Genomic DNA, 18655 nt, shown 5'->3' on the forward strand with positions numbered 1-18655 from the left:
AAGACTTGTTGCGGGCCTGTAGCGCAGCGTTACCGGCAGTGCGGCGCAAATGCCCTGCCGGCGGCTTTTATCGTTGACACTGCGGGCAGAAATAGCTCGACCGCCCCCCCTGCGCGATGCGCCGGATCGGGGTGCCGCAGGCGGGGCAGGGCGCATCCTCACGGTCATAGACACGGAAGGCATGCTGGAAATAGCCCAGTTCCCCATCGGCCTGACGATGATCGCGCAGGCTCGATCCGCCCGCCTCGATGGCCTCCGAGAGCACCTCGCGGATGATCGGCACCAGCGCGGCAATGCGCGCGGCGGCGATGCGACTCGCCGCCCGGCGCGGGTCGATCCCGGCGCGGAAGAGCACCTCACACACATAGATATTGCCAAGCCCGGCAAGGAGATGCTGATCAAGAAGCGCGGTCTTGATCGGGCTCTTGCGGGCCTTCAGCGCGGCGACAAGGTAGCCCTCGTTGAAGGCGTTGCCGAAGGGCTCGGGGCCGAGTCCAGCCAGCAGCCAATGCGCCGCCTCACGATCGGTGCGCACCAGATCCATCGCGCCGAACCGGCGCGCATCGTTGAAGGTGACGCGCGCGCCGCCCTCCATGTGCAGCACGACATGATCGTGCTTTTGCGGCACCGGATGATCGAGATGGAACCGCCCGAGCGTGACGCCCGAGACGAGCATTCGCCCCGACATACCAAGGTGGATGAGCAGACTTTCGCCGGTATCGAGATCGGCGAGGATATATTTCGAGCGCCGCCGGAGCAGGGTGACCCGCGCGCCGCCAAGCCGCTCTGCCAGCCCTTCGGGCAAGGGCCAGCGCAGGTCGGGCCGGTTCACCTCGGCCCGTTCGATCCGCCGCCCTTCCATCGCCTGCACCAGCCCCCGGCGCACCGTTTCCACCTCTGGCAGTTCGGGCATTTTCGCTCCTGTCGCATTGTCACGGCCGAAACCGACCCTATAAGAGGGGGAACGTTTTCAGGATCGGCAAGGGCAGATGAGCACGGATCAGACCAGAACGACGCATTTCGGCTACCAGACCGTCGAGGAAGACGCGAAGGCCGGGATGGTGCATGGCGTGTTTTCGCGGGTGGCCTCGAAATACGACATCATGAACGACCTGATGAGCATGGGCATCCACCGGCTCTGGAAGGATGCGATGATGGACTGGCTCGCGCCGCGCCCGGGGCAAAAGCTGCTCGATGTGGCGGGCGGCACCGGCGACGTGGCCTTCCGCTTCCTCAAACGCGCCCCCGGCGCCACCGCCACCGTCTGCGACATGACGGAATCGATGCTGATCGAGGGGCAGAAACGCGCCGATGCGGCGAATATGGCGGAGCGGCTCAATTGGGTGGTCGGCGATGCGATGGACCTGCCCTTCGAGAGCAACACCTTTGACGTCTACACGATCTCTTTCGGGATCCGGAACGTCACCCGGATTCAGGACGCGCTGAACGAGGCTTACCGCGTGCTGCGCCCCGGCGGGCGGCTGATGGTGCTCGAGTTCAGCCAGATCCCGAATGATCTGATGCAGGCGGTCTATGATGCCTATTCCTTCAACGTGATCCCGGTGATGGGGCAGATCGTGGCGAATGACCGCGCCAGCTATCAGTATCTGGTGGAATCGATCCGCAAATTCCCGAACCAGGAGCTGTTCGCCTCGATGATCCGCGAAGCCGGCTTCGAACAGGTGAAATACCGCAACCTTTCCATGGGCATCGCAGCGCTGCACTCGGGCTGGAAGGTCTGAAATGCGCGGCCCGCATAATATCTGGCGTCTGATCCGCACCGGGGCGACCTTCGAGCGCACCGGGGCGATGCGGGTCGCGCTGGAAGCGATGGAGGCGCCGCCGCGGCTGCGCCTCGTCGCGCGCATCATGGGCTGGCCGTTCAAATGGCTGGGCTACAAGGGCGACCCGAGCCTGCCGCCGGTGACCCGGGCGATCACCGCGCTCGGCCCCTCCTACATCAAGTTCGGCCAGATCATGTCTACCCGCCCCGATGTGGTGGGCGAGGAGCTGGCGAACCAGTTGCGCATGCTGCAAGACCGGCTGCCGCCCTTTGATCAGCAGGTTGCGAAGGCGGTTCTGGCCGAGGAATTCGGCCGCCCGGTCGACGAGATCTTCACCGAGTTTTCCGAACCCGTCGCCGCGGCCTCGATCGCGCAGGTCCATGCCGCGCGGCTCGCCGAGACCGGCGAGAAAGTGGCCGTGAAAGTGCTGCGCCCCGGCATCGAGAAAGCCTTCCAGCGCGATATTGACGCCTTCCATTTTGCCGCCGAGATGATCGAGCGGCTCTCGCCCGCCTCGCGGCGGCTGCGCCCCACCGATGTGATCAAGCATTTCGAGGGCATCGTCACCGGCGAGCTCGATCTCAGGCTCGAAGCGGCCGCAGCCTCACAATTCAGTGCCAATACCGAGCGGGACGAAAAATTTCGCGTGCCGCTGCCGGTCTGGTCGCTCTCGAGCCGGCGCGTGCTGGTGATGGATTGGGCCGAGGGTCTGCCGATGGGCGACCCCGAGGCGCTGAAGGCCGCGGGCCACGACCTGACGGCAATCGGCACGCGGGTGCTGCAACTCTTCCTGAGCCACGCGCTGCGCGACGGCTATTTCCATGGCGACATGCATCAGGGCAACCTGAAGGTGGCGGAAAACGGCGATATCATCGCCTTTGACTTCGGCATCATGGGCCAGATCGACGAATACACCCGCCACGTCTATGCCGAGATCCTGATGGGCTTCATCCAGCGCGATTACCGCCGCGTGGCCGAGGTCCATTTCGAGGCGGGCTATGTGCCGAAAGATCAGGATGTGACGCAATTCGCGCTGGCGCTTCGCGCCGTGGGCGAGCCGATCTTTGGCATGAACGCGAAACAGATCTCGATGGCGCGGCTTCTGGCTTACCTCTTCGAGGTGACCGAGCGCTTCGGCATGGCGACGCGGACCGAGCTGATCTTGCTGCAACGCACCATGGTGGTGGTCGAGGGGGTGGCGCGTTCGCTCAACCCGGCGATCAACATGTGGGAAACGGCAAAGCCGGTGGTGGAGAGCTATATCCGCGAGAATGTGGGCCCGAAGGCGGCGCTGCGCAACCTTGGGCGCACCGCGCGGGTTCTGGGCCGGTTCGGCCCGCAATTGCCCGACATGCTTACCGCGGCGCTTGAAAACGCGACCCGCCCGCCCGCGCCCGCGCCCGAACCGCAACCGGTGCGGGGTGTGCATCTGGCAGGCGGGGCCGGGCTTGTCCTGCTCGGGATCGTGCTTGGCCTGCTCCTCTGATCAGCTCTCTTCGCGCAGCGCCGTAATCGACCCGGTCTCGATCGTCGTGCCGCCCTGCAACACCAGAACCGCGCCATCCGAGGTGCCCTGCGCCTCGACGATGCGGTTGTAGGTCTCGACCGGGTCGGTCGAAAGCAGGGTGCCGCTGTTGTAGCTCTCCAGCTCGAAGGTGTAGAGCCCCGCGGGCAGCGCATTGCCTTCGGCATCCGTGCCATCCCATTCGATCGAATCGGAGGAGACATCGATCGCGCCGCGGGAGACTTCGCCACCCGATTCATCGGTGATCACCAATACGCAATCGGTCGCCCCCACCACCGGGTTGGGCGAGATCGTCACCGCGTTCGTGCCATCGAAATAGGCGGGCGATTCGCTGCGCGCTTCCATGCCGACCCAGCCGGCATATTCGCTCATCCCCATCAGGCCGAGCTGAACGAGCATGCTTTCGAGCAAGTCATTGGTCTGGGTTTGCTGTTCGACCTGCGAGAAGGTGGCGAGCTGCACCGCGTAATCGGCGCTGTCCATCGGATCGGTCGGATCCTGGTTCGTCATCTGCGTGGTGAGCAGCTTCAGGAAGGTCTCGTAATCCGAGGTCAGCCCGCTCGCGGAGGTGCTCGAGGAGGAGCTCGACGAGGAGGAGGAGGAGGAGGTCGTGGAGGTGACGGTGGTCATGGCATATCCTCAAAAGCGAAGGTCGAGCCCACCCGCGGCAGTGCCGCGGCGCTGCAGGGCGAGGCTGGTGTCGTCGAATCGGGCCGGGCGCTCCGCCGCGGCGGTACGGGCGTTCTCGCCACCCTGTTGCTCCTGCGCTGCGCGCGCGGACTCACCGCGATCCTGTGCCGATTGCTGCCCGCCCGACTGATTGGCGAAGTCAAAGCTGATGTCGGAATAGCCCATGTCGCGGAAGTCGCGCGCGAGGCTGTCGATGTTGCGGCGCATCAGGTCGAGCGTTTCGGGGCGTTCGGCATGGACCGAGACGGTGATCCCTGTGTCGGAGCTGTGCAGCGTCATCCGCACCTTGCCGAGTTCCTCGGGCGAGAGCGAGATCTCGACCGGCTGATCGGCGGTGGCAGGAATCGCTTGCGCGAGCTGCCGGGCGATATGATGCGCACTGTTGGCGGCATTGGCGCCGGAGGCGGAGGGTTGCGTCATCTCGGCACCGCCGGTCCGGAGGCTGCGGTCGAGCCCGGTGACACTGAGAAAACTGTCGCCCGCCTCGACGCTGCCCGCGGCCGCGGTCTCGGAGGTTGAGGCGATCGTCGTTTCGGATGCGGGCGGGCGCCCCTGCGTCCCGCTTTGCCCGGTCTCGCTGCCGCGGGCCGTGGCGACATGCTCTGTGCCGCGTCCGTCCGGGCGGATGTCGGCGCGGCTCTCGGCGCGCTCGATCCGCTCTTCGCGGCGGTTGCGTTCTTGCTTTTGCTCCCCGTCGCTTGCGGTCTCCGGGGCGGCCACCGCCGTGCCCGGTGCCGCAGCGGCGGGAGCTGCCGTGGCGGGCGAGGAAACGGCGCTCGCCGCTGCAACGGGTTGGCTGTTGCCGCCCGTCGCCCGGTTGTCCGCGTCAGCGACGGCGGGGTCTTCCGTTCCGGCCCCGGCGGAGCTTGCAGCGGCCACCACCGCATCGAAGCGGCTTTCGGCGAGAGAGCCGCGGGCCACCGGCCGCGATGAGAGGCGCGCCGCCTCGGGCGATTTTTCGGCCGGGGTGGTCTGCAATGCCTCTTCAGACATCATGGTTGTATCTGCGGTCACCTGTTGCGGTACGGCGAAGGTGTCCGGGGCGCTGCGGGCCGTCTGGGCTTGCGGCGTTGTCGCCGGAGTTTTCAACGGCATCGATTCGGAGCGCGCGGCCGCCGACAAACGGGTCGCGGCGCTCGCCTGAGTCGCGACCTGAGCGGTGGGGGGGGTGGCCGGTTCTGCGGCGGGGGCTTCCGCCGCCGCGCCAGCCTGGCGCGCCTGCGCGTCGGCATGGGTTGCGCCAGAGGTATTCGTGGCCACTTTCTGCGCGTCATTTGCGAGGCTGCGCACGGAGACGAGGTTCGGGGAAGTGTCGACGAGGTCAAACACCGGGGCCTCGCCCTCGGACGTGCGGGCAGGAGCGGTCCGGGCCGCGGCTCCCGCTGCGGCAGGTGCCGTGGCGGCACTGGTCGCGCGATCTGCTTGGGGCCGTTCCGTCGCGTCGGTGGCAGGCGTCGCGTTGGCGGGGGCGACGGCTGGCGCATTGCCCTCCGACCTGGCGGCTTGCGCATCAAGGTTCTGGCGCGGCGCGACCTCTTCACCCCGTGCGGCTGCTTTCGGGGCCTCGTTGGTCCCGCTGGCATCAGAGCCCGCTTCGGCGCGCGGCACAGTTTGCGTCGCAGAGGTTGCGGCCGCGGCGGTCTGGGCCGGAAGGATCGGCTCGTCAACCGGTTCTGCGCTGGTGTCGATCGCAGGGGCGGATGCGGTGAGGACCTCGGCCGGGATCCCGTTGTCGGGACCGGTCGCTGCGGCTGTGGCGGTGGCCGGGCCGGTGCGCGCATCGGCTTGCGGGCTCGCAGTCCGCGCCGACCAGAACGCCTGCAGGGCCGCGCTTGATTGTCCGCCATATCCGGCGTCGACACCTTTCGCGGTTTGTCCCTGAGCCGGTGTGGACGCGGCTGCGGCAGGGTCGGTCATGGCGAGTGGCGCCGCGGCGGGCGTGGCTGTCGCGCCGCCGGCGGGGAGGGTGGCGTCGGCTTCTCCTCCCGCTTTTTGCCCGGAAACTGCGGCCGCCACATCGTCCGTGGCGGAGACGCGCGCGGGAGCTGTCGCCGGAGCGGTCATCGTCGCGGCAAGGCCCGCCATCCAGTTTGCGGCCTCGGTGCCGTCGCTGGCGTTCTCGGTGCCGGTCTCGCGGCGCGGATCACGACCGGGCGGAGTTGCCGCAGCCTCGGCCGTCGGGGCTTCGGCCTCGGCCGGCGTGGCGGCGCCGTCCTTCATTGATTCGGCAAAGAGCGCGGAGAAGTCGCCCTGCGCGTCCTTGTCATCCGCCTTGCCGGTCTGTGCCCCGGGCGGGGTCGTCCCCGCACTGGCGGCCCGCTCGCCGGGGACGGCGACGGCAAAGAGTTGCATCTGATCCGAAACGGGAAATGTTTTCATGGCCTCACGACTTCTGCCTGTGACATGCGCCAACTTAGGCCGCAGGAGGTTACCGCTTCTTTACCCCGATCTGCGAAGACTGGGTGAAATCGGTTCAATTGGAGCGATTCCATGCAGATCACCCCGACCACGACGTCTTCTCTCTCCGAATCGTCCAGTGCGACCTCTTTGAACGTCGCACAAACAGACGAGGCGCGGCTGCGCGAGAAAGCGAAGGATCTCGAAGCCGCTTTCCTCGCGGAGATGCTCAAGCTCGCGGGCGTGGGCAAGATGCAGGAAAGCTTCAACGGGGGCGCGGGCGAGGAGCAGTTCTCCTCCTTCCTCGCCGATGAATATGCCCGAAGCATGGTCGACAAGGGCGGGATCGGTCTCGCCGAGTCGATTTTCCAGTCGCTACAGAAAGGAGCGCAGAATGCCTAACGAGACCGAGGACCGCATCGCCAGGGTGGTTGACCTGCTGCGGCTCGAGAAAGATGTGATCCGCAACGGCGAATTCGCGGCGCTCCCCGATCTGGTGGCGCGCAAGGAAGCGGCGCTGGCCGAGCTTGAGGGCACGCCCGCGCGCTTGCTCGCGGGCGTGCGGCAGATGGCGCTCGAAAACCAGCGCCTGCTGGATGCCGCGCTCAAAGGGGTGCAGGCGGTGCGCAAGCGGCTGGCCGAGATCCGCCAGTCCGCGCGCAGCTACCAGAGCTATGACGCACAGGGGCGGGCCCGCAAGATCGGCCCGGAAAGCGGCTCGGTGGAGCGGCGGGCGTAAACCATTCTTCTAAATTCCGACGCAATCAGGGCCGCCCGACTGGGCGGCCTTAGTCATTCGTTAGCCCTTCGCGTGCCAATGTTGCCCTGCATCCGAGAGGGTGGCGCGGTGAAGCGATGATGCTGCCGCATGGGTCAGAAAGCCGAAGGCGCCGTCCAATTGACGGCATGTGAAACCCGGCGCAAAGCGCCAAACATAGGGACCAACATGTCCAGCATTCTCACGAACTCCAGCGCGATGGTCGCGCTTCAGACCCTCAAAGGCATCAACTCGAACCTGGCGCAGACCCAAAGCGAGATCTCGACGGGTAAATCCGTTTCTTCGGCGAAAGACAACTCGGCGATCTGGGCCATCTCGAAAGTGATGGAATCGGACGTCGCCGGTTTCGAAACCCTCTCGACCAACCTCGCGACCGGCCAGTCGATGGTTTCGGTGGCGCGGACTGCGACCGAATCGATCACCGACGACCTGAAGTCGATCAAGGAAAAAGTTGTTGCGGCGCAGGATCCCTCGGCGGATACCGAAAAACTGCAAGCCGAAGTCGACGAACTCGTCTCGATGATCAGCTCGAAGATCAGCGGTGCGCAGTTCAACGGCATCAACCTGATCAACAGCGGTGCGTCTGACCAGACGATCGTCGGTTCGCTCGACCGCGATTCGACCACCGGTGCGGTGAGCGCCAACACGATCACCGTTACCGCGCAGAACCTCGGCATGAGCAGCGTGGCCGCGACCGGCACCGTTGATGTCGGCAGCACCGACGCGAACGCTGCGACTGTCGGTGCCGACGGGAAATCGGTCGGTGCTGTTATCGACAAGAACACCCAGCAAGACATCAAGTTCGCTGGTCTTGCGGAAGGCGATACTGTCGAGCTGACCCTCGGATCGCAGAAGTTCACCTACAAGGTGACCGAGGCCGATACCCTCGGGACCAGCTCGACCGAAGACATCGTTGTCGGCAAGCTCGCTGACATGATCAACTCGGCCGGTATTGACGGTGTGACCGCGATCTATGATCAGGCGAACGCGGGCGAACTGCTGATCGACAACGCCGATCTGGCTGGCAGCGGCGCGACGCTCGAAGATCTTCAGATGTCCGTGACCCTCCGTGGTGACGGCTCGGGCGATCTGGCCGGTCTCGACGGCTTCCAGGTCACCGATGCGGCCGCTCTGACGACGATCGAAGACATGATCAACGTGGCTGTCGATGCCGCCGCGGCCTTCGGTGCCGTCGAATCGCGTCTCGAAAGCCAAGCGTCCTTCGTGAGCGAGCTCTCGGACGCGCTGACCTCGGGCATCGGTTCGCTCGTCGACGCGGACATGGAAGAAGCCTCGGCCCGTCTGCAAGCGCTGCAAACCCAGCAGCAGCTTGGCATTCAGGCGCTGTCGATCGCCAACCAGCAGCCGCAATCGATCCTCTCGCTGTTCAAGTAACGGCTTCCGGGGGCGCCACAAAGGCGCCCCCTTCCCTCCGCGGCAAAGCCGCGGCCTGACCCCATTCGCCACTGGAAGGTATTCCTGTGAACGCCACTCTTCTGGCCAAAACGGCCTATGCAACCCCCGGTCAGCCCACCCGCACCCTGCGCGGCACCGAATACGAAATCTTCGCGCGTGTGACGCATCGCCTGAAACTGGCGGCGGGCATGGCGAAAACAAACTTTCCCGCCTTCGTCAGCGCGCTTTACGACAACCGCAAGCTCTGGACGACGCTTGCCGTCGATGTCGCTCAGCCCGACAACGAACTGCCCGAGATGCTTCGGGCGCGGATTTTCTATCTCAATGAATTCACCCAGGTGCACAGTGCCAAGGTGCTCAAGGGCGAGGCTTCGGCCGAAGTCCTGATCGACATCAACACGGCCATCATGCGCGGTCTGCGTCGCGAAGGCGGTGCCGAATGAGCGGCCTTGTCCTGAAGCTTGCGCCCAAGGAAAGGGTGCTGATCAACGGTGCGGTGATCGAAAACGGTGACCGCCGCTCGCGCCTCGCCATCATGACGCCGAATGCCCATATCCTGCGGCTGCGCGACGCGATCCACCCCGAGGAGGTCAATACTCCGGTGCGCCGCGTGTGCTATATCGCGCAACTCGTGCTCTCGGGCGACGTCGAGCCTTCGGAAGCGCGGATGCAGCTTTTGCGCGGCATTGAGCAGCTCTCTCAGGTGCTGACCGACCACGACAGCCGCGCGCATCTCAATCTCGCCTCTTCGGCGGTGTTGGAAGAGCAGTTCTATCAGGCGCTCAAATCCCTGCGCGCCCTTCTGCCCCGGGAGGAGCGGCTGCTCGCCGCGGGCAGCGCATGACCTACACGCCGGTCATTCCCGCCTCCGGCTATGCCGGCTGGGCCATCCTGAACCGCACGATGGAGACGCAGAAGACGGCTTTCGTCAATTCTGCCGAGATCCAGCGTGACGAAGATTACTTTCGGGAAAAGATCGGCTCCATCACCACGGCCGAAGACCTGGTTGCCGATCGCCGCCTTCTCAAGGTGGCGCTCGGGGCCTACGGCCTGAGTGACGACATCGACAACAAGTATTTCATCAAGAAAGTGCTCGAAGAGGGCACGCTTGATGAGGACTCGCTTGCCAACAAGCTCTCGGACAAGACCTATCTGGCCCTCTCCGAAGCCTTCGGCTTTGGGGATTACGAAACGCCGCTCACGCAGCAGAGCGGCTTTGCCGACGACATCCTCGAAAAATACGAGACCCTGCAGTTCGAGGTCGCGGTGGGCGACGTGGACGACACCATGCGGCTGGCGATGAACGCGCAGCGCGAGCTGCCCGCTCTGGCCGAGAAGACAAGCTCGAGCAATTCCAAGTGGTATACCGTGATCGGCTCGGAATCGCTTTCCGAAGTGGTACGCACGGCGCTGGGCCTGCCCGAAAGCGTCGGTTCGCTCGATGTCGATCAGCAGCTCACGATCTACAAGAACAAGTCGGAAGCGGTGTTTGGCGATTCCGACTTCTCCATCTTCTCCGACAGCGATGTGGTCGACAAGGCGGTCCGCAACTATCTCGTCCGCGCCCAGCTCGACGAGGCCAACAGCGTTTCATCGCAGAGCATCGCGCTGCAATTGCTCAATACCGACAGTTCCAGCAATGCGGGCAATTCGATCCTGTCGATCCTGCTCTGAGCGCCCGCTGCGGCGGCTTGGCGGTGGACCGCGGGTCGTGACGTGCTAAAAAAGGGCGTCCGGTTCGGCCGGGCGCCCTTTTGCATGACCGAAAGCGCGAGAGTAATGACCCCCGAAGAGATCCGCACCGCCCGCGCGAAGAAACCGCGCGTTTTCGCCCGTGACTTCGCCGAGGAACTCGGGATCACCGAGGCCGAGCTTTGCGCCGCCTTTCTTGGCAGCCGGTCCACGCGGATCTCCGCCGATGCCCGCAAGATCCTCGTACGGGTTTGTGCCCTGGGCGAGGTGATGGCGCTCACGCGCAATGACTCCTGCGTGCTCGAAAAGGTCGGGCACTATGGCAATGTCGCAGAGGCTGACGGCGCGATCACGGTGGAGAACGGTACGATCACGCTGCGGCTCGATCCGGCACAATGGGTCCATGCCTTCGCCTGGGACGAGGAAACGCCGAAAGGGCCAAAGCGCTCGGTGCAGATCTACGATGCCGCAGGCGAGGCGGTGCACAAGGTGCATTTGCGCGAGGCCTCCGACGCGGCGGCCTGGGCGGCGCTGGTGGCCGAGCTTGCGCTGGCGGATCAAACGGCGCCGCTCGATCTGGCGCCCCCGCCTGCCCCCGTTGCGGTATCTCCGCGGGGCGAGCGGCTTGCCGGGGGTGCGGTTGAAAAGCTGATGTATCGTGCCGGAGAGATCGGCCTCTCGGTGCGCTTCACGGTGGAGAGCCACGGCTGTTGCGAGACCCATCGCGGGCCGATCCATCGCGTGTTGCCTGCCGGGCCCTGGATCAACGTGCTCGATCCGGGGCTGGAGCTGCATCTGCGCATGGATCACATGGCGCAGGTCTGGCGCGATGGCGACGTGGTCGAAGCCTTCGATGCTGCGGGCGGCCTGATTGTGCAGATGGCGGCGGGGGAGGAAGCGGCCGCCGCGACCTGGGGCGAGATGCTTGCCGCGCTGCCGCGCGCCTAGGGCATCAGCTCTCGGATCACCGCATTGAGCACCGCGCGCCCTTCCTTGGTGGCGCGGATGCGGCTCTCGCTGCGGGAGATCATGCCCCAGCTTTCGAGGTTGTTCAGAGCCTCTTTCGGCAGGGTCTGGCCCGAGAGGGCGGCGTAGCGCGCAGGGTCGATCCCCTCGTCGAGCCGCAGCCCGAAAAGCAGGAACTCGGTCGCTTCCTCATCACGCGACAAAACCTCGCGTGGTGCCTCGCCCGTGCCGGTTTCCTCGACGCGTTTGAGCCAGTCTCCCGGCGCTTTCGGCGCCACGGTGGCATGGCGGCGCCCGTCAAAGGTGAGCCGCCCATGCGCGCCGGGGCCGATGCCCGCATAATCGCCATAGCGCCAGTAAACGAGGTTGTGGCGGCATTCCGCGCCGGGGCGCGCATGGTTCGAGACCTCATAGGCCGGAAGCCCCGCCGCCTCGCAAATCTCCTGCGTGCGCAAATACATGTCGGCGGCCAGCTCGTCTTCGGGCAATTCACGCAGCTTGCCGGCGGCAAAGAGCCGCCCAAAGGCCGTGCCGTCTTCGATCGTGAGCTGATAAAGCGAGAAGTGATCCAGCGCCATCGAGAGCGCTTCGCGCAATTCGCGCTCCCATTCCGCAAGGCTCTGGCCCTGGCGGGCATAGATCAGATCAAAGCTGACGCGGTCGAAATGCGCGCGCGCGATGTCAAAGGCCGCGCGCCCCTCGGCGGCGGTATGCATCCGGCCAAGGCGCTTGAGGCTCTCGTCTTCCATCGCTTGCATGCCCATCGAAAGCCGCGTCACACCCGCCTCGGAAAAGGCTCTGAACCGGCCCGATTCAACACTTGTCGGGTTGGCTTCAAGTGTGACTTCAAGATCATTGGCGCAGGGCCATGTGGCGCGGATGCGCGCGATCACCGCCTCCACTGTCTCGGGCGCCATCAGCGAGGGGGTGCCGCCGCCAAAAAAGACGGTGTTGAGAAGGCGGCCCTGCGTCTGAGCCCCGATCCGGTCGATTTCCGCAAGATAGGCCCTGCACCAGCGGGCCTGATCTATCTGGGCCGCGACATGGCTGTTGAAATCGCAATAAGGGCATTTGGCGGCGCAGAAGGGCCAGTGGAGATAGAGCCCAAAGCCCCCCTGCTGCCAGTCCGTCATCCCTTGAACGCCGTGACTTCGATCTCGATCTTCATCGCCGGGTTCACAAGGCCCGCAATGATCATCGTTGCCGCCGGGCGGATCTCGCCGAAGGTTTCCGACAGCGCCGGGATGATCTCTTCCATATAGGCGCCGTCGGTGATGATGTAATTCGCCCGCACCACATCGTTCAGGCCAAAGCCCGCGCCCTCAAGCACCGATTTGATCGTGGCCAAGGCATTCCGCGCCTGATCGAGCACCGAATCCGGGAAGGCTTTCGTTTCCGGGTCAACGCCGGTGGTGCCCGCAACGAAGCACCAGCCCCCCTGCACCACGGCGCGCGAGTAGCCAAGCTTCGGCTCGTAGGGCGAGCCGCCGGAAATGTTCTGACGCATCATTCGGCCTCCATGACCTTGACGAATTTGCGAAACGCATCGGCGCGATGCGAGATCTCGTTCTTCTTCGCCGGGTCCATCTCGGCAAAGGTGATGGCGTAGCCCTCGGGCTGGAACATCGGGTCATAGCCGTGCCCCTGCGCGCCGCGCATCGGCCAGACGAGCTGCCCCTCGGCCTTGCCTTCAAACACCTCGTCATGCCCGTCAGGCCAGGCGAGAACGAGGGTGGAGCGGAACCGCGCGGTGCGCGGCAGGGGGGCGTTCAGCTTTTCGCATTCCGCCCAGGTGCGCTCCATCGCCATCACAAAATCGCGCCCGTTCGGCGTTTCTGCCCAATCGGCGGTATAAACGCCGGGCGCGCCGCCCAGCGCATCGACCTCGATCCCGCTGTCATCGGACAGCGCGGGCAGCCCCGTTGCCTTGGCGGCCGCATGCGCTTTGATCCGGGCGTTGCCGACAAAGGTCGTTTCGGTCTCGGCGGGCTCGGGCAGGTTCATCTCGCCCGCGCCCACGACCTCGACCCCATAGGGGGCCAGAAGCGCGCGCATCTCCGCGAGCTTGCCCTTGTTATGGGTCGCGACCAGAAGCCGCTTTTCCGTGAAACGCCTCATGCCACCGCGGCCTTTTGCGCCGCGACGAGCTTGGCAATCCCCGCCTCGGCGAGATCCAGAAGCTCGGTCATCTGCGCCCGCGAGAAGGTCGCGCCTTCGGCCGACATCTGCACCTCCACGAGCCGCCCGGAGCCCGTCAGGATGAAGTTGCCATCCACGCCCGCCTCGCTGTCCTCGGCATAATCGAGGTCGGCCACCGGCTGGCCCGCATAGATGCCGCAGGAAATCGCCGCCACATGGTCAAGGATCGGGTCGGAGACGATCAGCCGCGCGGCGAGAAGCTTGTTCACGGCCAGCCGCAGCGCCACCCAGCCGCCGGTGATCGAGGCGCAGCGGGTGCCGCCATCAGCCTGCAACACGTCACAGTCCACCACAATCTGCCGCTCGCCCAGAGCCGAGCGATCCACCCCCGCGCGCAGGCTCCGCCCGATCAGGCGTTGAATTTCCTGCGTGCGGCCCGATTGCTTGCCCGCTGCCGCCTCGCGGCGATTGCGCGAATTGGTGGCGCGCGGCAGCATGCCATATTCCGCCGTCACCCAGCCAAGGCCGGAGCCTTTGAGGAACGAGGGGGCCTTGTCCTCGATTGTTGCGGTGCAGAGCACATGCGTGTCGCCCATCTTGATCAGGCAGGAGCCCTCTGCATGCTTCGTCACGCCGGTTTCGATTGAAATCGCGCGAATATCACCAAGATTACGACCAGAGGGGCGCATGAATGTTCCTTTCCGTGGGTTCGGCTCCATTTGAGGCCCCGCGCGAAGCGATGCAACCCCCTCGGCATGATTGACGTGAAAGCTCAGCCCGCTTTAATGCCGCAAGAGAACCATGATACAGCAAGACCAACTCTTCTCCGAACTGAACGACCGCTCGCGCGAGGTGTTTCGGCGGGTGGTCGAAGGCTATCTGGAATCCGGCGACCCGGTCGGCTCGCGCACGCTCACCCGGATGATGAGCGAAAAGCTCTCTGCCGCCACGATCCGCAACGTGATGCAGGATCTCGAATACCTTGGCCTCCTTGGCAGCCCGCATGTCTCTGCGGGGCGGGTGCCGACGCAGCTTGGCCTGCGCATGTTTGTCGATGGCTTCATGGAGGTGAGCGAGGTGCAGGCCTCTGACCGCGCCGCGCTCGAGGCAACGCTTGGCACCAACGAGCCCGGAGTCGGCACGCTTCTGGACCGGGTGGGTTCGGCGCTTTCGGGCCTGACGCATGGCGCAAGCCTTGTGCTTGCCCCCAAGACCGAGGCGCCGATCCGCCATATCGAATTTGTCTCGCTTGCGCCCGACCGGGCGCTTGTGGTGCTGGTGCTGGCCGATGGTCAGGTGGAAAACCGCGTTTTCACGCCGCCCGTCGGGCAAACGCCTTCCTCGATGCGGGAGGCCGCGAATTTTCTCAACGCGCTGGCCGAGGGGCGGACGCTGAGCGAGCTGCGCCGCGAAATGGCGGTGGAGATCTCGCAGCGCCGGCAGGAGCTCGATGCCCTGGCCGCCGAAATGGTGGAAAGCGGACTCGCGCAATGGGCCGATCAGGGCGAGCCTTGGGAGCGGCTGATCGTGCGTGGCCGGGCGAACCTGCTTGACAGCGAAGATGACCTCGACCGGATTCGCACCCTCTTTGACGACCTCGAGCGCAAGCGCGACATTGCCGAATTCCTCGATCTGGCCGAAACCGGCGAGGGTGTGCGCATTTTTATCGGCTCCGAAAACAAACTCTTCTCACTTTCGGGTTCCTCTTTGGTGGTCTCTCCCTATATGAACGCGGATCGGAAGATCATCGGTGCGGTGGGCGTTATTGGCCCCACGCGGCTCAACTACGGGCGGATCGTGCCGATCGTGGATTATACGGCGCAGCTGGTCGGGCGAATGCTGTCGGGCCGGGGCAAAGGGTGAGGCGAATGACCGAGAAGAAAGACGAGATGGCAGAAGATCAGGCACAGCTCGACGAGGCGCTGGCCGCAGCGCTCGAGGAAGATTTCGGCGAGCTTGAGGCCTTGCGTGCGGAACGCGACGAGCTGCGGGACCGGTTCATGCGGGCGCTGGCCGATGCCGAGAACGCGCGCAAACGCGCCGACCGGGACCGCCGCGAGGCGGAAAACTACGGCGGCTCGAAGCTCGCCCGCGACATGCTGCCGGTGTTTGATGCGCTCAAGCGCGCGCTCGATGCGGCGGGGGACGAAGTCCGCGCCGCAGCACCTGCGCTGATCGAGGGCGTGGAGCTGACGCAACGCGAGCTTCTCAACGTGTTTGCGCGCCACGGCATTGTGGCGGTGGCGCCGAAAGTGGGCGACAAGTTCGACCCGCAGCACCATGAGGCGATGTTCGAGGCACCGCTGCCGGGCACGGTGGCTGGCGACATCATTCAGGTGATGGACCCGGGCTTTTTGCTGCATGACCGGCTTTTGCGCCCCGCAAAAGTGGGCGTGAGCTCGATGCCGAAGGCCTGAGGTCGGCCAAGGCCGGGGGCTCTGCCCCCGGACCCTCGCGATATTTGGACAAAGTCGAAGGCCATTGGGTTCAGAGACTATTGAGCGCGGCCGGGTTGGGCCGCGCTTTTTCGTCAGTCTTTCAGGAGGGCGCGCAGCGCGTAGAGCGCGTCCATCGCCTCGCGCGGGGTCATTTCGTCTGGGTGGAGCGCGCGCAATTGCGCCTCAACTTCCGAGGCTTTCGGCGCGGGCGCGGGCGCGGGCGGGGGCGGTGCGCTGATGGCAAAGAGCGGCAGATCGTCGATCACCGCCTGTTTCTTGCCGCCCTCGCGCTCGCCCTTTTCGAGCGCATCCAGCACCACGCGCGCCCGCGCCACGACCGATTCGGGCAGCCCCGCGAGGCGCGCCACCTGCACGCCGTAAGAGCGATCTGCCGCGCCCTTCTTCACCTCGTGCAGGAAGATCACTTCGCCCTCCCATTCCTTCACCGCGACGGTGGCGTTTTCCACGCCCTCAAGCTTGGCCGAAAGCGCCGTCATCTCGTGATAATGGGTGGCGAAAAGCGCGCGGCAACGGTTCACGCCATGCAGATGCTCCATCACCGCCCAGGCGATCGAGAGCCCGTCATAGGTTGCCGTGCCACGGCCGATTTCATCGAGAATCACCAGCGCGCGGGCATCGGCCTGGTTCAAGATCGCGGCGGTCTCGACCATCTCCACCATGAAGGTGGAGCGACCGCGGGCAAGGTCATCCGCCGCGCCGACCCGGCTGAAGATCTGGCTCACCAGCCCGATATGAGCGCGCCGTGCGGGCACAAAGCTGCCGGTCTGGGCCAGAAGCGCAATCAGCGCATTCTGGCGTAGGAAGGTCGATTTGCCCGCCATGTTCGGCCCGGTGAGCAGCCAGATTGCGGGGGTGGGGCCAGAGGTCAGCGCGCAATCATTGGCGATGAAGGGCTCGCCCTGGCGCTTGAGCGCGGCCTCGACCACCGGGTGCCGCCCGCCCTCGATTTCAAACGCGTGGCTCTCGTCCACCTGCGGCTCGACCCAATCCTCGGCGGCGGCAAGGTCGGCAAAAGCGGCCGCAAGGTCGATCTCTGCGAGCGCGCGCGAGGCCTCGGAAACGGGTCCGGCGGCGGCCAAAATCGCGCCTTTCAGGCTCTCATAGAGCCGCTTTTCGATTTCCAGCGCATGATTGCCCGCGTTCAGGATGCGCGTTTCCAGTTCGCTCAGCTCAACCGTAGTAAAGCGCACCTGATTGGCCGTGGTCTGGCGGTGGATGAACCGGGCCGACAAGGGCGGGGCGAGCATGCGCTCGGCATGGGTCGAGGTCGTTTCGATGAAATAGCCCAGCACGTTGTTGTGCTTGATCTTGAGCGAGGCGATGCCGGTTTCCTCGATGAACTCGGCTTGCATGCGGGCGATGACGCCCCGGCCCTCGTCGCGCAGGTTCCGGGTCTCATCCAGCTCCGTGTCGTAACCCGGTGCGATGAAGCCGCCATCGCGCGCCAATAGCGGCGGCTCGGCCACCAGCGCGGCATCGAGCAGCACGACAAGGTCTTCGTGCCCGGTGAGGCGTGCGGCGGCTTCGGCGAGCACCGCGGGCGCCTCGCTGGCGCCCAGCCGCTCGGCAATGCGCCCGGCCTGTTCAAGCCCGGTGCGGATCGCCGTCAGGTCACGCGGCCCGCCGCGGTCAAGCGCGAGCCGGCTCAGCGCCCGGTCGATATCGGGGCAACGCTTCAGATCGGCGCGCAGATCTTCTGAAAATCGACCCTGTTCGAGCAGGAATCGCACCGCATCGTGGCGCGCATGGATTTGCGCCAGATCGCGCGAGGGGGCGGAAAGGCGGCGCTCCAGGAGCCGCGCGCCCCCCGCCGTCACGGTGCGGTCGATGGTGGCGAGAAGCGACCCCTCGCGCCCGCCCGAAAGCGCCTGTGTCAGTTCGAGGTTGCGCCTTGTGGCCGCGTCGATCTGCACGAGGCTTCCGGCCTCCTCGCGCAGGGGCCGCCGCAACAGGGGCAGCTTGCCGCGTTGGGTGAGGTCAAGATAATCGACCAAGGCGCCCATGGCGGAAATTTCCGCGCGCGAAAAAGCGCCAAAGGCATCGAGCGAGCCGACGGCGAAAAGATCGCAGAGCCGCTTTTCCGCCCCCTGACTGTCAAAGCTTGAGCGCGCCAAAGGGGTGAGGGCCGCGCGCAGGTCAGAGACGATTGGGCCACAATCGGCCTCTTTGACCTCGCTCACCAGCACCTCGCGGGGGGCGAGGCGCGCAAGCTCCGGCCCGAGCCGGGAAAGCGGGCAGGGCATCACCCGAAACTCGCCGGTCGAAATATCGACCCAGGCGAGCGCGCCGTCCTCGCGCAGCTCTGCCCAGGCGGCAAGGAAGTTGTGGCGCCGCGCCTCCAGAAGGCTCTCCTCGGTCAGTGTGCCGGGCGTGACAAGCCGCACCACATCGCGCTTCACCACCGATTTGGCGCCGCGCTTTTTGGCCTCTGCTGGGTCTTCGAGTTGCTCGGCAATCGCCACCCGGAAGCCCTTGCGGATCAGCGTGAGCAAATAGCCCTCGGCGGCATGCACCGGCACGCCGCACATCGGGATCTCTTCGCCCAGATGCAGGCCGCGCTTGGTCAGCGCGATGTCGAGCGCGCTTGAGGCCGCCACGGCATCATCAAAGAACATCTCGTAGAAATCGCCCATGCGGTAGAACAGGAGCGCACCCTTGTTCGCCTCCTTGATGGACAGATATTGCGCCATCATGGGCGTCACGGTTTCATTCGACATCAAATCCCCCTGCGGCGGGCACATTATAAAAGGCCGCACCCCCGTGCAAACCGATTGAGGCGACCCGGCGCAGGCGTTAAGAGGAACCGCCT

The 18655-nt window shown here is 65.3% G+C and carries 19 protein-coding genes; 11 read left to right on the forward strand and 8 right to left on the reverse strand.

Annotated features, from left to right (window positions below; translation table 11 throughout):
• Positions 1-67: 67 nt before the first annotated feature.
• The gene (gene mutM / locus CRO22_RS09340) at positions 68-913 is read right to left on the reverse strand and encodes a bifunctional DNA-formamidopyrimidine glycosylase/DNA-(apurinic or apyrimidinic site) lyase (RefSeq protein ID WP_097069877.1); all 846 of its coding nucleotides are present in this window, start codon (positions 911-913) and stop codon (positions 68-70) included.
• Between the two features lie 76 nt (positions 914-989).
• Between mutM and ubiE the strand changes: the two genes are divergently transcribed.
• Both ubiE and ubiB read left to right on the forward strand, forming a co-directional pair.
• The gene (ubiE, locus tag CRO22_RS09345) at positions 990-1742 is read left to right on the forward strand and encodes a bifunctional demethylmenaquinone methyltransferase/2-methoxy-6-polyprenyl-1,4-benzoquinol methylase UbiE (protein WP_097069878.1); all 753 of its coding nucleotides are present in this window, start codon (positions 990-992) and stop codon (positions 1740-1742) included.
• A gap of 1 nt (position 1743) precedes the next feature.
• Positions 1744-3270 carry a 2-polyprenylphenol 6-hydroxylase gene (gene ubiB, locus CRO22_RS09350; protein WP_097069879.1) on the forward strand — a complete coding sequence of 509 codons (1527 nt, stop codon included), beginning with the start codon at positions 1744-1746 and terminating at the stop codon, positions 3268-3270.
• On the opposite strand, the gene CRO22_RS09355 is transcribed toward ubiB, so the two are convergent.
• Complete coding sequence (locus CRO22_RS09355; protein ID WP_097069880.1) at positions 3271-3939, reverse strand: flagellar hook capping FlgD N-terminal domain-containing protein; 669 nt, start codon at positions 3937-3939, stop codon at positions 3271-3273.
• A gap of 9 nt (positions 3940-3948) precedes the next feature.
• Positions 3949-6378, reverse strand: coding sequence for a flagellar hook-length control protein FliK (gene fliK, locus CRO22_RS09360; protein WP_097069881.1), 2430 nt, complete (start codon positions 6376-6378; stop codon positions 3949-3951).
• Positions 6379-6489: 111 nt separating this feature from the next.
• On the opposite strand from fliK, the gene CRO22_RS09365 reads away from it, so the two are divergent.
• The 7 genes from CRO22_RS09365 (at position 6490) to CRO22_RS09395 (ending at position 11230) form a co-directional block, all read left to right on the forward strand.
• Positions 6490-6798: a rod-binding protein gene (locus CRO22_RS09365; RefSeq protein ID WP_097069882.1), complete on the forward strand. Its 309-nt coding sequence runs from the start codon at positions 6490-6492 to the stop codon at positions 6796-6798.
• On the forward strand, positions 6791-7135 hold the full coding sequence (locus CRO22_RS09370) for a hypothetical protein (protein WP_097069883.1): 345 nt from the start codon (positions 6791-6793) through the stop codon (positions 7133-7135). Before CRO22_RS09365 ends, CRO22_RS09370 begins: the two co-directional genes overlap by 8 nt.
• A gap of 207 nt (positions 7136-7342) precedes the next feature.
• Complete coding sequence (locus CRO22_RS09375) at positions 7343-8569, forward strand: flagellin (RefSeq protein WP_097069884.1); 1227 nt, start codon at positions 7343-7345, stop codon at positions 8567-8569.
• An 86-nt stretch (positions 8570-8655) separates the two neighbouring features.
• The gene (gene flaF, locus CRO22_RS09380) at positions 8656-9033 is read left to right on the forward strand and encodes a flagellar biosynthesis regulator FlaF (protein WP_097069885.1); all 378 of its coding nucleotides are present in this window, start codon (positions 8656-8658) and stop codon (positions 9031-9033) included.
• Entirely contained in the window at positions 9030-9434 is a 405-nt protein-coding gene (flbT, locus tag CRO22_RS09385) for a flagellar biosynthesis repressor FlbT (protein ID WP_097069886.1), read from the forward strand. The genes flaF and flbT overlap by 4 nt, the downstream gene beginning before the upstream one ends.
• Positions 9431-10264, forward strand: coding sequence for a DUF1217 domain-containing protein (locus CRO22_RS09390; RefSeq protein ID WP_097069887.1), 834 nt, complete (start codon positions 9431-9433; stop codon positions 10262-10264). Before flbT ends, CRO22_RS09390 begins: the two co-directional genes overlap by 4 nt.
• A 105-nt stretch (positions 10265-10369) precedes the next feature.
• Positions 10370-11230, forward strand: coding sequence for a ChuX/HutX family heme-like substrate-binding protein (locus tag CRO22_RS09395; protein WP_245860929.1), 861 nt, complete (start codon positions 10370-10372; stop codon positions 11228-11230).
• Here the strand turns inward: CRO22_RS09395 and hemW are convergent.
• From hemW to rph, 4 genes are read right to left on the reverse strand one after another with little or no spacing between them, the layout of a single operon-like run.
• The gene (gene hemW, locus CRO22_RS09400) at positions 11227-12381 is read right to left on the reverse strand and encodes a radical SAM family heme chaperone HemW (RefSeq protein ID WP_097069889.1); all 1155 of its coding nucleotides are present in this window, start codon (positions 12379-12381) and stop codon (positions 11227-11229) included. The genes CRO22_RS09395 and hemW overlap by 4 nt on opposite strands.
• Entirely contained in the window at positions 12378-12758 is a 381-nt protein-coding gene (locus tag CRO22_RS09405; RefSeq protein ID WP_097069890.1) for a RidA family protein, read from the reverse strand. Before CRO22_RS09405 ends, hemW begins: the two co-directional genes overlap by 4 nt.
• Positions 12755-13366: an RdgB/HAM1 family non-canonical purine NTP pyrophosphatase gene (rdgB, locus tag CRO22_RS09410; RefSeq protein WP_097069891.1), complete on the reverse strand. Its 612-nt coding sequence runs from the start codon at positions 13364-13366 to the stop codon at positions 12755-12757. The genes CRO22_RS09405 and rdgB overlap by 4 nt, the downstream gene beginning before the upstream one ends.
• A complete protein-coding gene (gene rph, locus CRO22_RS09415; protein WP_097069892.1) occupies positions 13363-14076 on the reverse strand; it encodes a ribonuclease PH in 714 nt (237 codons plus the stop codon). The genes rdgB and rph overlap by 4 nt, the downstream gene beginning before the upstream one ends.
• A 112-nt stretch (positions 14077-14188) precedes the next feature.
• Between rph and hrcA the strand changes: the two genes are divergently transcribed.
• Entirely contained in the window at positions 14189-15250 is a 1062-nt protein-coding gene (hrcA, locus tag CRO22_RS09420; protein WP_097069893.1) for a heat-inducible transcriptional repressor HrcA, read from the forward strand.
• Positions 15251-15255: 5 nt separating this feature from the next.
• On the forward strand, positions 15256-15804 hold the full coding sequence (locus CRO22_RS09425) for a nucleotide exchange factor GrpE (RefSeq protein WP_097069894.1): 549 nt from the start codon (positions 15256-15258) through the stop codon (positions 15802-15804).
• A gap of 113 nt (positions 15805-15917) precedes the next feature.
• Here the strand turns inward: CRO22_RS09425 and mutS are convergent, their stop codons facing one another.
• Positions 15918-18563, reverse strand: coding sequence for a DNA mismatch repair protein MutS (gene mutS, locus CRO22_RS09430; RefSeq protein ID WP_097069895.1), 2646 nt, complete (start codon positions 18561-18563; stop codon positions 15918-15920).
• Positions 18564-18655 lie beyond the last annotated feature (92 nt).

This window comes from Rhodobacter maris, from assembly GCF_900217815.1.
Taxonomy (GTDB): domain Bacteria; phylum Pseudomonadota; class Alphaproteobacteria; order Rhodobacterales; family Rhodobacteraceae; genus Rhodobacter; species Rhodobacter maris.